Annotated in this window: 8 protein-coding genes and 2 tRNA genes; 8 read left to right on the plus strand and 2 right to left on the minus strand. The window is 71.2% G+C overall.

Features of this window, described 5'->3' with window-relative positions; genetic code table 11:
* Positions 1-74 precede the first annotated feature (74 nt).
* From ABZU91_RS10705 to ABZU91_RS10730, 6 genes are all read left to right on the plus strand, one after another.
* Complete coding sequence (locus ABZU91_RS10705; protein WP_355237177.1) at positions 75-1,088, plus strand: PDZ domain-containing protein; 1,014 nt, start codon at positions 75-77, stop codon at positions 1,086-1,088.
* Between the two features lie 96 nt (positions 1,089-1,184).
* A complete protein-coding gene (locus ABZU91_RS10710) occupies positions 1,185-4,181 on the plus strand; it encodes a UPF0182 family protein (protein ID WP_355237603.1) in 2,997 nt (998 codons plus the stop codon).
* Between the two features lie 193 nt (positions 4,182-4,374).
* Positions 4,375-4,884 carry a SigE family RNA polymerase sigma factor gene (locus tag ABZU91_RS10715; RefSeq protein ID WP_355237180.1) on the plus strand — a complete coding sequence of 170 codons (510 nt, stop codon included), beginning with the start codon at positions 4,375-4,377 and terminating at the stop codon, positions 4,882-4,884.
* Complete coding sequence (locus ABZU91_RS10720) at positions 4,874-5,812, plus strand: hypothetical protein (protein WP_355237183.1); 939 nt, start codon at positions 4,874-4,876, stop codon at positions 5,810-5,812. The genes ABZU91_RS10715 and ABZU91_RS10720 overlap by 11 nt, the downstream gene beginning before the upstream one ends.
* Before the next feature lie 60 nt (positions 5,813-5,872).
* A tRNA-Met gene (locus ABZU91_RS10725) sits at positions 5,873-5,946 on the plus strand.
* A 148-nt stretch (positions 5,947-6,094) separates the two neighbouring features.
* Positions 6,095-6,171: transfer RNA gene (locus ABZU91_RS10730), tRNA-Met, on the plus strand.
* A gap of 116 nt (positions 6,172-6,287) precedes the next feature.
* Here the strand turns inward: ABZU91_RS10730 and ABZU91_RS10735 are convergent.
* Positions 6,288-10,058, minus strand: coding sequence for a S8 family serine peptidase (locus ABZU91_RS10735; RefSeq protein WP_355237186.1), 3,771 nt, complete (start codon positions 10,056-10,058; stop codon positions 6,288-6,290).
* A gap of 172 nt (positions 10,059-10,230) precedes the next feature.
* Between ABZU91_RS10735 and ABZU91_RS10740 the strand changes: the two genes are divergently transcribed.
* A complete protein-coding gene (locus ABZU91_RS10740; RefSeq protein ID WP_355237189.1) occupies positions 10,231-10,482 on the plus strand; it encodes a hypothetical protein in 252 nt (83 codons plus the stop codon).
* Positions 10,483-10,548: 66 nt separating this feature from the next.
* Here ABZU91_RS10740 and ABZU91_RS10745 read toward each other — a convergent pair whose 3' ends face one another.
* Entirely contained in the window at positions 10,549-11,880 is a 1,332-nt protein-coding gene (locus ABZU91_RS10745) for an extracellular solute-binding protein (protein WP_355237192.1), read from the minus strand.
* A 138-nt stretch (positions 11,881-12,018) separates the two neighbouring features.
* On the opposite strand from ABZU91_RS10745, the gene ABZU91_RS10750 reads away from it, so the two are divergent.
* Positions 12,019-12,852 carry a phosphoribosylaminoimidazolesuccinocarboxamide synthase gene (locus ABZU91_RS10750; RefSeq protein WP_355237195.1) on the plus strand — a complete coding sequence of 278 codons (834 nt, stop codon included), beginning with the start codon at positions 12,019-12,021 and terminating at the stop codon, positions 12,850-12,852.
* Positions 12,853-12,865 lie beyond the last annotated feature (13 nt).

Genomic DNA, 12,865 nt, shown 5'->3' on the forward strand with positions numbered 1-12,865 from the left:
TGGCGTTGCGCTGAGGGCGAAGTCGCGTGGCGCATCCGTCGGACGGGCCGGCAGCGATCGGTACGCTCTGGCGCATGAGACGTCGCGGCCTGACGGTCCTGCTCGGTGCCCTGTTCACCGCCCTGCTGAGCATCGGGGTGCTCCGGGTGCCGATCCCGTACGTGGTGCTCGGCCCGGGCCCGACGGTCAACACCCTCGGAACGACCGACGGTAAGGAGGTCATCCAGGTCACCGGCCGGGAGACCTCCACCTCCGCGGGCCAGCTCCGACTGACGACCGTGGGGGTGCAGCCGACGGTGCGGCTCCGCTCGGCGATCGCCGGCTGGTTCTCCGACGACGAGGCGGTGGTACCGCGCGAGCTGGTCTACCCGCCGGGAGAGTCGACCGAGCAGGTCGAGCAGCGCAACGCCGAGGACTTCAAGGTGTCGCAGACGAGCGCCGAGACCGCCGCGCTGCGGGAACTGGGCTTCCCGGTCCAGGTGGTGATCAAGACGGTGGCGGCGGACGGTCCGGCCGCCGGGGTGCTCAGGGTCGGCGACGTGGTCACGTCGGTCGACGGTAAGCCGGTGCCGGTGGCCGCCAAGGTCACCGAGCTGATCCGGGCCAAGCCGGCGGGTACGGCGCTGACCATCGGCTACACGCGCGACGGCGCGGCGGCCACCGCGACGGTGACCAGTCGGGAGCAGGACGGCCGGCCGCGGATCGGGGTCGAGATCGACCAGCAGCAGCCGCACCCGTTCACCCTGGGCATCGACCTGGAGGACATCGGCGGACCGAGCGCCGGCCTCATGTTCGCTCTGGGCATCGTGGACAAGCTGACCCCGGCCGACCTCACCGGCGGAAAGGTCATCGCGGGCACCGGCACCATCGACGACGAGGGCACCGTCGGCCCCATCGGCGGAATCGCCCAGAAGCTGGTCGGCGCGAAGCGGGCCGGGGCCAAGGTCTTCCTGGTGCCGGCGGACAACTGCGCCGAGGCGGTCCGTAACCCACAGCCCGACCTGCCGTTGCTGAAGGTGGGCTCGCTGGACGAGGCGCTGACCGCGTTGGACACGCTGCGCGCGGGTGGTCAGCCGACCCGCTGCTGACCCGTGTGACCGTGCCCCGACACGCTCAGGAACACCCCGTACTCTGGGTGCCTGATCGGAGCCGATCACATCGAGCGTGCGGAGCCAACAGTGGTAATGCGTAGCAGCAGCCCTCTGCCGAGGATGAGCCGGCGCGGCCGGGTCACGATCGCCGTCCTGGTCGGGGTGTTCGTGCTCTTCACCCTGCTCGGCTGGGGTGTACAGGCGTGGACCGACTGGCTCTGGTTCGACGAGGTGCGCTACACCGAGGTCTTCACCGGTGTGCTCGTCACCAGACTGCTGCTCTTCCTCGCCATCGGTGTCGGCATGGCGGTGGTCGTCGGCGGCAACCTGTGGCTGGCGTACCGGCTGCGGCCGCGGCTGCGACCGCACTCGGTGGAGCAGGCCACGCTGGAGCGCTACCGGATGGCGCTGAGCCCGCGCCTCGGCACGTGGATCGCGCTGACCGCCGCCGTGATCGGCCTCTTCGCCGGCCTGTCCGCGCAGGGCCGGTGGAACCAGTGGCTGCTGTTCCGCAACGGTGGTGACTTCGGGATCAAGGACCCGGAGTTCGGGGTCGACATCGGCTTCTACGTCTTCCAGCTTCCGTTCTGGCGCTACCTGCTCGGTGTCGGCTTCACCGCCGTGGTGCTGGCGCTGATCGGCGCGCTTGCGGTGCACTACCTCTTCGGCGGGGTTCGCCTACAGGGCGTCGGTGACCGGATGAGCACCGCGGCGCGCGCGCACCTGAGCAGCCTCGTCGCGGTGTTCGTCCTGCTCAAGGCCCTCGCGTACGTGCTGGACCGCCGGGCGATGCTGCTGGAGTACAACGAGGGCGCCAAGCTGTACGGTGCCGGCTACGCGGACGTCAACGCGCTGCTGCCCGCGAAGGAGATCCTGGCGTACATCTCGGTCGTGGTGGCCATCGCGATCATCGTGTTCTCCAACGCCTGGATGCGGAACCTGGTGTGGCCGGGCATCTCCCTCGCCCTGCTGGGCGTCTCCGCGGTGGCGATCGGCGGCATCTACCCGTGGGCGGTGCAGACCTTCGAGGTGAAGCCGAGCGCCAAGGACAAGGAAGCGCCGTACATCCAGCGCAGCATCGACGCGACACGTGTGGCGTTCGGGTTGGGCGGCACCGAGACCACTCCGTACGCGGCGAACAACCTCACGCCACCGGCGAACCTGGCCACCGACACCTCCGTCGTGTCGAACGTCCGGCTGCTCGACCCGCAGTTGGTCAGCGAGACGTACACCCAGCTCCAGCAGGTGCGGGGCTTCTACGACTTCGGCCCCAAGCTGGACATCGACCGGTACGGGGTGAACGGCAAGACCTCCGACTACGTCGTCGGCGTACGGGAGATCAACTACGGTGAGCTGACCGACCAGCAGAACACCTGGATCAACCGGCACACCGTCTACACCCACGGGTACGGCCTGGTGGCCGCCCCGGCGAACCAGGTGGTGTGCGGCGGGCAGCCCTTCTTCGTCTCGGGCTTCCTCGGCGAGCGGACCCAGGAGGCGTGCTCCTCGCAGACCGAGCAGATTCCCGCCAAGCAGCCGCGCATCTACTACGGCGAGCGGATGGCGCCCGACGACTACGCGATCGTCGGGCAGTCCGACCCGAACAAGAAGGCCGAGTTCGACAGGCCGGTCGGTGAGGGTGGCGGCGAGTCCTACACCTACACCGGTGAGGGCGGCGTCAAGATCGGTTCGTTCAGCCGACGGCTGCTGTACGCCATCAAGGAGCAGGAGTCGAACTTCCTGCTCACCGAGGCGATCAACAAGGACTCCAAGCTGCTGTACGTGCGTAACCCGCGGGACCGGGTGGAGAAGGTCGCGCCGTTCCTCACCCTCGACGGTGACCCGTACCCGGCGGTGGTCGACGGCCGGGTGCAGTGGATCGTCGACGGCTACACGACGGCCGCGACCTTCCCGTACGCCGAGCGCGTCAACCTCCAGGTCGAGACGACCGACGAGCTGACCAACCGGGGCACCTTCCAGTTGGCCCGGGAGAACGTCAACTACATGCGCAACTCGGTGAAGGCCACCGTCGACGCGTACGACGGCACCGTGACGCTCTACGAGTACGACGACACCGACCCGGTGCTCAAGGCATGGAACAAGGCCTTCGGCGGTGACCTGATCAAGCCGAAGGCGGACATCCCGCCCGAGCTGACCGAGCACCTGCGCTACCCCGCGGACATGTTCAAGGTGCAGCGCAACCTGCTCACCAAGTTCCACGTGACCAACCCGGGTGACTTCTACTCGGCGCAGGACTTCTGGCAGGTGCCGAACGTGCCGGACGCGCCGGACAGCGGCCAGAAGCAGCCGCCGTACTACCTCTTCACCCAGTTCCCGGGGCAGGAGAGCCCGCGGTTCCAGCTCACCTCGGCGGTCACCCCGAACGGCCGGCAGAACCTGGCCGCGCTGATCTCCGGGTCGTACGTCGACGGAAAGCCGCGGCTCGAGGTGTTGGAGCTGCCGGACCAGACCCGGATCTCCGGGCCGGTGCAGGTGCACCAGCAGATGACCAACAACGCGAACATCCGACAGCAGCTCAACCTGCTCTCCAGCAACCAGGCGCAGGTGCAGTACGGCAACCTGCTGTCGCTGCCCTTCGCCGACGGCATGCTCTACGTCGAGCCGGTCTACGTGAAGAGCAACCAGCAGGACGCGTACCCGCTGCTGCAGAAGGTGTTGCTCTCCTACGGTGACGGCGGCTCGTTCGTGGCGCTTGCCGACAACATCAACGACGGCATCAAGCAGTTGGTCGATCAGGGTAAGAAGGCCGGGCAGGGCACCTCGCCCCCGCCCTCCACGGGAGGTAACCCGACCAACCCGTCGCCGAGCGCGACGCCGACGCCGGGCAGCACGACCCCGGCGCCGGGCAGTGCGACGCCGCCGCCGACCGGTGAGCTGGCCGCCGCCGCGGACCGGGTGCAGACCGCCATCACCGAGGTCCGCGCCGCGCAGACGTCCGGGGACTTCGAGCGGTACGGTCGCGCGCTGAAGGCGCTGGACGAGGCGCTGACCGCGTTCCAGCAGGCGCAGCAGGCGGCCAACCCGAACGGCGGGGCACCCCCGTCGCCGTCGGCCACCCCGGGCGGCTGACCAGCCGCCTGCGGAGCACACCGGAGCCCTCGTCGTCGGACCCACCCGGGTCTGGACGCCGAGGGCTCCGTCGCGTCCGTACCGTATGCCAGCCTGTCGCCTCTCCGACACGATTTGTCCGGCCGACCCGCAACCCACACCAGCTCCCCGCCGTCCTTGATGCATCGGGGGCGCGGACAAGGGGGAGGCAGTCGTGAGGGACGCACGGAGCTTCGACGATTTCTACCGCGGCACCTCGCGGCGGATGATGCGGTACGGCTACGCGGTGACCGGCGACCACACCGAGGCGCAGGACGTCGTGCAGGAGGCGTTCGCGCGGGCCTGGCGGCAGTGGGGGCGGCTGGCCGAGCATCCGGCGCCGGAGGCGTGGCTGCGGCTGGTGGTGTCCCGGTTGGCGAACGACCGTTGGCGGCACCTGCACCGCTGGCGGGTGCTGCTGAGCCGCAGCGGGCCGCCACCGACCGCGCCCCCTCCGGGTGAGGACGCGGTGCTGCTCGTGGGCGCGCTGCGCCAACTGCCGCCCGCGCAGCGACAGGCGCTGGCCCTGCACTACCTCTTCGACCTGCCGGTGGAGGAGATCGCCCGGGAGGCCGACGTGCCGGTCGGCACCGTCAAGTCCTGGTTGTCCCGCGGCCGGTCCCGGCTGGCCGCGCTGCTGCCCGACGTCCACATCGACGAGCTGGAGGCGAACGATGTCAGCTGAAATCTCCGACCTGTACCGGTCGCTCACCGTCAGCGCGGACGAGGTGACCGTGGCACGTCCCGAGGTGGTCCGGCGGCACGCCGACCGGCAGGCGCGCGTCCGGATGGCCGGCAGCGCGCTCGCGGTGGCGGTGCTGCTCGGCGGGGTGGCAGTCGGTGGACGCCTGGCGTTCAGCGCGGACGGGTCCGCGCCGCTGCCGCCACCGGCCGGCGCGCCGGCCCCGATACCGAGCGGGGTGACTCCCACCCCGACCCCCGGGCCGTCCGCGTCGTCCGCGGCCGGGTCGTCGGGTCCGACGCCGTCGCGCACCACCCCGGGGGATACGCGGCCAGCCACGCCCACCGGCGCGGCGACCGCCCACCCGCCGACCTCGATCCCGGACCGCGCCTTCTTCGTCCTGGCCGCCGCCAACCGGACGGGCCTGGAGTCGACCGCCGGCGGCCCGATCCTGCCGCCGCTGTGCGACGCCCGGTACGCCAGCGAGTCGGCGGTGGTGCAGCGCCGCGCCCGGTCGATCGCCTACAAGACGCCGGAGGCCCCGGCGGGGAGCGTGCCGGCCGGCAGTTACCGGCACAGCATCACCATCTACCGGCCCGGCCGTGCCGACGACGCGATTCGGGAGCTGCGGCAGGCCGTGCGCGCCTGCCCCGAGCAGAAGATGCCCGACGACAGCAGGACCTGGCGGCAGCGCCTGCTGGACCCGGGGGTGTACGGCGACGAGTCGGTGCTGTTCGAGCTGCGTTCCCCGTACCCGCCGGGGATGGGTGACCCGGGCGCGTACGAGGTGCGGCTGGTCCGGGCCTTCCGGGTCGACGACGTGGTGACGGTGCTCTGGGAGCAGGGCTGGGAGTACACCGCGGCCGAACGCGCGCAGGTCGACGCTGACAGCCGACGGGCGGTCGCGGCGATCGAGAACTGGCTCGGCTGACGGCGGTATCGGAGTCGTTTTGCGGTGCCCCGGGTCGGTGCGCTACGGTTAACGAGCCGACGCGGGGTGGAGCAGCTCGGTAGCTCGCTGGGCTCATAACCCAGAGGTCGCAGGTTCAAATCCTGTCCCCGCTACGAAAGAGAAAGCCCGCCTCCGGATTCCGGGGGCGGGCTTTCGTCATTGTCGCGTCCGCTCGCGATTGTCGCGTCCGCTCGCGCGGTTGCCCGGCGGTGACCCCCGCTGATCATCGCCGGGGCGCATGGGTTAAGCTTGAATAGCCGACGCGGGGTGGAGCAGCTCGGTAGCTCGCTGGGCTCATAACCCAGAGGTCGCAGGTTCAAATCCTGTCCCCGCTACCACGGAAAGTGCACGACAGAACCCGGTTCCCCCTGATGGGGGGGCCGGGTTTTCTGGTTCCGGCGACGGCACCGCCGTCGCGTGCGGGGGCCGGCGCAGACCGGCCCCCGCACGGACGTCACTTCAGGCCGAAGGCCCGCCTGACGGTCTGGGTGACGCCACCGCCGTTGCGCTGCTGCGCGGTGACGCGGATCGACACGTACCCGGCCTGGCCCGGCGCGTTCAGGGCCGCCGTCCAGGTGCCCTTGCGCTCCTTGAGGTTCTGCCGCTGCCAGGTGCGCCCGTCGTCGTACGAGACCTCGAGAGCGAGCGAGGAGACCCCGTCCTTCGCGGCGGTGCTGCCCACCACCGCCGGGGTGATGGTGAGGTCGTTCCTGCGCGGTGCGCGGCCCGCCAGGTCCACGTCGGTGCCGTAGTCCAACTGGACCAGCGGCATCGCCTGCACCTCGGTGACGGCACCGGAGAAGAACGTCCAGTCGGTACGCGTGCTCGAGGAGTACGGGCTGTACTCGGGCTTGGTCTCCGTCTCGACGACCAGCCGGTACGGCGACGTCTGCGCCGGCAGGTCACCGGCGAACAGCTCCGGCCAGTTCTCGAACTGCACCAGTTGTCTGTCGCCCTGGTAGAACGAGATCCGTTGCAGCATGGCCGCGCCGCCGCTGTGCGCGGCACCGGCGTCACCGAATCCCTGGATGTAGGCGCTCATCCCGAACTCGCTGCGGAACGGGATGTCGTACGTCAGCAGGCGCGGTCGTGTGATGGGCCCGAACCAGCGGTCCTTCTGGACGCTGCCCGGCCGGTAGGCGATCTCGTCGGTGTTCGACCGTCCCCAGTTGACGACGTCCGCGAACTGCTTCCACCGGACACCGTCGCCGGCCGAGACCCAGTCGGTACGCGGCCCCGGGGCCACCGGCTGGAAGCGGAAACCGCGGGCGGCCGCCCACTCGTACGGCGGGAAGTCGGTCCGCGTCTCGGCAGCCTGTTGACCGGGCGGCGGGGCGAACACGAGGTCGATCCGGGCGAGGTGCTTCGGGTCCGTCCTGGGCGACGGATCCTCGGGTACGCCGCCGCGGTGGTAGTCGACCAGGTCGTACAGGTATCTCGATGACGGATGGGCGGTGACCGTGAGGCGTACCCCCTTGCGGCCGGCGGCGGTGATCCTGCTGATCAGGTTCTCGCCCGCACCCGCGATCAGCGACGCGACCGGGAGCGGTCCGTTCGTCGTACCGTCGGAGTTTCCGTACCACTCGCTGGCCCGGCCCTCGCGGTCGTTGACGACCAGGAGCAGCGCCGCGCCGGCGGCGGTTGCCGCCTTCACCCGCTCCGACGGGGGTACGGCGTCGTCCCGCCGCACGACGACGGCCCTGCCACGGGCCGACACGCCGGTGTAGTCAGCCGTCGAGCCGGTGCCGGCGAAGACGGCGTCGACGCGCGTCATGCCGTCGGTCAGCGGGTGGGCGCCCGGCTGTGCGAGGGGGTCACCGATGCGACCGCCCTCGTGGCTGATCTCCAGCGGTGTCTGCTCCGCCCGGATGCGGGTGGTGAAGACGAAGCTGCCCTGTCGCACCGTGCCCCTGGTCGGCAGTGCCCAGAGGCTGTCGTAGGTGGCGCCGGGCCAGAACGTCTCGTGCAGGGCGCTCGTGTCGCTGGGCGTCGGCTCGCGAGAGGTGAACGAGCGGTAGACGTCGATGCGACTGTTGGTGATGGCGGTCGGCTGGGGTGTCGCCACCTTCACCTGACGTGCCTTCGAGGCGTCGAGGTCGACGACCCGGTCGGTCGTCAACTCCACCTCGGGCACGGTCAGCAGCGCGAGGCCGAGCGAACGGTCGCCGTGCAGACCCTTGACGTCGACGGCGCCGACGACCGTGTAGGAGCCGGGCGTCCAGCGGCTGGTCAGCTGTCCGTCCGGTACCCACATGAAGGTCGAGACGCCGTCGGCACCGACGACCTCGACCTCACCACTCATGGGCCGGCCTGCGCGGTCCTTCAGTCGGATCGTGAGGTCGTACTTCTTGGACTCCACGGCGATCCCGACGGCCGTGTGCACGACACCGGCGCCGTGGCGGGCGGTGACCCGGGCCGAGTAACGGCCGGGGGTGAGGCCCTTCGGGTCCACCACGACGTCCACCGTCGAGGTGCCCTGTGCCGGCACCGTCAGCCGGGTGGCGCCCGCCGTGAAGGTCGTGGTGGGGGCGTCCGTGCCGTCGACGGAGAGCGCCAACGTGACGGCGCTGCTCGTGGTGTTGGTGTAGGTGATCTTCCGGGTGATGCGCTGCGGCTGCGTACGCGGCGACCACCGGACGAGACCCGCGTCGACCGATCCGGTCGCGATGATCTGGTCCTGGTGGTAGGCGGCGGCGACGTTCAACCGGCCAGTGCCGGCCCGGTAGGCGCTGTAGTCGGGCGTCGGCACGGTGGTGCTCATCAGGGCGTCCTTGATCTGCCCGGCGCTCCAGGTCGGGTGCTTCTGTGCCAACAGGGCGGCGGCGCCGGCGACGTGCGGTGCCGCCATCGAAGTGCCGCTGTCCAGCCGGTAGAAGCCCTCGCCCCACTCGATGTGCTGCGAGCGTGCCGCCAGCACGTCCACCCCCGGGGCGGTCAGATCGGGCTTGAGGCCGTCGTCGATCATCCGGGGTCCGGCGCTGGAGAAGTCGGCCAGGTGGTCGGTGGCGTCCACCGCGCCGATGGTCAGCGCGGCGTCCGCGGTCCCCGGCGCTCCCAGGGTGTACGGGTCCGGGCCGCCGTTGCCGGCGGCGACGACGAAGAGAGCACCGGTCTCGGCGCTCAGTTGGTTGACGGACTGGCTCAGCGGATCATCCTGGCTGTGCCAGGCGCTGACGCCGAGGCTCATGTTGATCACCTTGGCGTGTTCGGTCCGCGCCGCCCATTCCATGCCGGCGATGATCCCCGAGGTCGACCCGCTCCCGAACTCGTCGAGGACCTTGCCGATGACCAGGTCGGCGCCGGGGGCGACCCCCCGCTCCCGCCCGTCGGAGGCGGCGCCCGTCCCGGCGACCGTGGACGCGGTGTGGGTGCCGTGCCCGTTGCGGTCGATGACGTCCTGGCCGGGGATGAAACTGCGGGACGCCACGACCTGGTCCGCGAGGTCCGGGTGGGTCGTGTCCACTCCGGTGTCCAGCACGGCCACCCGTACGCCGCTGCCCGTTCCACCGGCGGCCCAGGCGGCCGGTGCGCCGACCTGCGCGGTGGTGTCGGCGAGGGCGGCCTTCGCCCTGCCGTCGAGCCACACCTTGTCGACGCCGGCGGCGAAGGAGGGCGTCGCGGCGTCGGCCGAGCGTGTCGTGGACGCCGCTGTGTCGGAACGTCCGGCGGTGAGGGCCGACCAGAAGTCGGCAGCCTGCGGGCGGTGGGCGCGGATCGCCTGGCCACGAACCGACGGCAGGTCCAGGGTGGTCTCCGCGCCCGGCAGGTCGGTGCGGGTCCGGAGCGTCGCCGAGTCCGTGGCGCGGGTGACGATCAGCGGGAGCGCGCTGGCCCGTGTGTCGTCGAAGCCCTGTGCGATGAGTTGCGTGACGTCGAAGAGCTGCTTGTCGAGGCGGCCGGTCGCCAGGTACGGCAACGCCTCGTCCGGATACACGTAGGTGTCGCCGCCCTCGGTGGCGACGCGTACGGAGCCGGTGGCGCCCGACGCGCGCGCGACGTCCACCGTGGGCGTTTGACCGGCGCGCCCGGGGGTCACGGTCACCCGGTCGCCGGTGATGAGGGTGACCGTCACGGGAGAGGCGGGGGCGTCAGCGGCCCGACCGGGTGGTGTCGGCGGTGCCGGGGACGCCGGAGCGGCGTGGGCTGTCGTCGGGGTGACGAGAGCGGCGACGAGGGTGACGCCGACCGCTGCTGCCGCAGATCTTCGGGTGGGAGAGAGCCGCACAGTGCCTCCTGAGGTGACCAGTTGCCGAATCTGATCACCTCGATGGATTCATGTAAAGATCATCGTCTTTACCGTGCGGTTGCGGGCACATTGCGCGGGCGGCCGGGCCCGGTCCCGTGAATTTGGGGTCGACCGCCGTGCCGACGTTGCGCCCTTCGGCGAGGATGGGCGCATGTCTTCTTTCGGCAAGTGGTGGGGCCGGTTCAGCGCGGTCCTCGGTGCGGTTGTTCTCGCGGTCTTCGTGCCGGTCGCGGCCTGGGCGTCCACGGGCACCGGAGAGCTGGTGGTGGAGGCCGCGCGGCGGCGCTCCCGTGGTGGCGGCTTCGGTTTCCTCGGACTGCTCTGCTGTCTCGTGGTGGTGGCGATCATCGTGTTCCTGGTGCTGCGACTGACGCGCAACCGCCGTGGCGGTCCGCCGCGCTGAGCGGCGGCACCGTCTGGGGCAGGACCGCGTTCGACGGGTGACCGCCGCGCGGAACGACCGGCGGGCTCAGCCCGCGAGGGCGCCGATGGCCTGGGACAGGAAGCGGGCGGTGGCCTCGCGGGTGCCGTCCCGCTTGACCCGGACGCGCTCGGCGGCGGTGACCAGCAGGGTGCGCACCTTGGCATGGCCCTTCGGCGGTGGCTCCGGCGCCGGCCCGAGCTGGTCGGCCAGGCTGTCGCCGAGGGCGGCGGCGCGCCGCTGCGCCGGGTCGGTGATGCTGCCCTGGGTGTACCGGCGGACGGCGAGGCTGGGGTTGAGGCCGCGCTCGTGGCCGAGGACCGTGCCGGCCTCGCCGTTGGTGGTCAAAAAGTTGATCACGTCGGCCACCGTGTCCGGATGGCGGGTGCCCCGGAAACCGGACCAGTACATCGACGCGCGCGGCCACTGGGCGCCCGCAGGACCGGGGAAGCCCACCACACCCAGCTCGGAGTCGGTGAGTCGTTGCAACTCCGGCAGCTGGTGGGACCACGCGAAGGAGGCGGCCGTCAACCCGGTGACCACCGGTTGCCGGGACGGCTCCCCGCTGTCGGCCTGCTCGACCAGGGCCGCGCCCGGTGTGGCCCGCCCGGCGCGGGCGCGCTGCCACAGCTCGAACCAGGCGATCAGCTCGTCGGCGCCGAAGCCGAGCTCCCGCCCCCGGTAGAACTCGCCGCCCTGGGACCGGAGCCAGAGCCAGAGGGCGCGATAGTCGCCGGACGCGTCCATCGTGCCGGCCACCTGACCGTCGCTGGCCTCGGTGACCTGCTGTGCCCACGCGATGTAGTCCGCCCAGGACGTCCCGCTGCGCGGCTCGGGTACCCGCAGCTCGCGCAGCAGGTCGCGGTTGAAGACCACAGCCGCGAGTGTCTGCCCGGCGGCCACCCCTGTCGTCCGCCCGTCCACCGTGCCGTAGCGGACCAGACCCTCCGGGAAACCACGCAGGTCCAGTCGGTGATCGCCGATCGCATCGGTCAGGTCCAGGACGATCTGACGCTGGGTGTACTCGGCCAACATCGAGTCGTCGAGCTGGATCAGGTCCGGAACGTTGCCGCCGGCCGCCTGGGTGGCCAGCCGCTCGTAGTAGCCGTTTACGCCCTGCCAGGTGACCCGGAAGGTGACCCCCGGGTTGCGCTCCGAGTACAGCCGGAGGGCCTTCTCCGTCAGCTCGGCCCGTTTCGCTCCGCCCCACCAGAAGACCGACAGCTCCACCGGCGCGTTCCCGGTCGAGGTGTCGGCGCCGTCGCTGCACCCGGCCAGCCCACCGGTGGCCAGCAGGGGAGCGCCGAGCAGCGCGCTGAGCACCCGGCGTCGGCCCGGGTCGGCGCCAAACCGGTCGAGCGTGGGACGAACAGCGGGCACGGGGTCTCCTGGCACCAACGGACGGGGGCCGGACCATTCACGCAGGCGGCGCACGAGGGTGTCAACGTCCGTCCGGTCACCCCGGTCGGATGGGTGGCCGCAACAGGCGCTGCCCGGTCACGTGGTGTACTAGGGCGCGTGGAACTTCTGCACTCGGGCAAGGTCCGGGATGTGTACGCCGACGGCGACGACCTGATCCTGGTCGCGTCGGACCGCATCTCGATCTACGACGTGGCGTTGCCGACGCCGATCCCGGACAAGGGCCGGCTCCTGACCGCGCTGTCGCTGTGGTGGTTCGAGCAACTGGCCGACCTGGTGCCGAACCACGTCATCTCGGCCACCGACGTGCCGGCCGAGTTCGCCGGCCGGGCGATCCGCTGCCAGCGACTCGACATGGTTCCCGTCGAGTGCGTCGCCCGCGGCTACCTCACCGGTGGCGGCCTGCGGGAGTACGAGCGCACCGGCGCGGTCTCCGGCGTACCGCTGCCCCGCGGGCTCGACGAGGCGTCGATCCTGCCCGAGCCGATCTTCACCCCGTCGAGCAAGGCGCCGGCCGGTGAGCACGACGAGCCGATCACCTACGCCGACGTGGTGGACAAGGTGGGCGAGGCGACCGCCGAACGGCTCCGGCAGATCACCATCGACATCTACCGGCGCGGCGCGGAGCTGGCCGCCGACCGGGGCATCCTGGTCGCCGACACCAAGATCGAGCTGGGCTGGGCGCCGGACGGCACCCTGGTACTCGCCGACGAGTTGCTGACGTCCGACTCGTCGCGCTTCTGGCCGGCCGAGTCGTACCAGCCGGGCCGCGTGCAGTTCTCCTACGACAAGCAGTACGTGCGGGACTGGGCCACCGGCGGCGGCTGGAACAAGCTGCCGCCCGCGCCGGACGTACCCGCCGAGGTCGTCGAGGCGACCCGCGCCCGCTACGTCGAGGTGTACGAGAAGCTCACCGGCAACCGCTGGGAGTGACCGCGCCGCCCCG

Origin of the sequence: Micromonospora sp. NPDC005174 (assembly GCF_040608495.1) — a bacterium.
Classification (GTDB): Bacteria; Actinomycetota; Actinomycetes; order Mycobacteriales; family Micromonosporaceae; genus Micromonospora.

Excerpts from the sequence above, each read along its gene's own strand:
- ABZU91_RS10720 (WP_355237183.1), top strand. The coding sequence starts at position 4,874 with ATGTCAGCTGAAATCTCCGACCTGTACCGGTCGCTCACCGTCAGCGCG.
- ABZU91_RS10710 (WP_355237603.1), top strand. The coding sequence starts at position 1,185 with ATGCGTAGCAGCAGCCCTCTGCCGAGGATGAGCCGGCGCGGCCGGGTC.
- ABZU91_RS10705 (WP_355237177.1), top strand. The coding sequence starts at position 75 with ATGAGACGTCGCGGCCTGACGGTCCTGCTCGGTGCCCTGTTCACCGCC.
- ABZU91_RS10740 (WP_355237189.1), top strand. The coding sequence starts at position 10,231 with ATGTCTTCTTTCGGCAAGTGGTGGGGCCGGTTCAGCGCGGTCCTCGGT.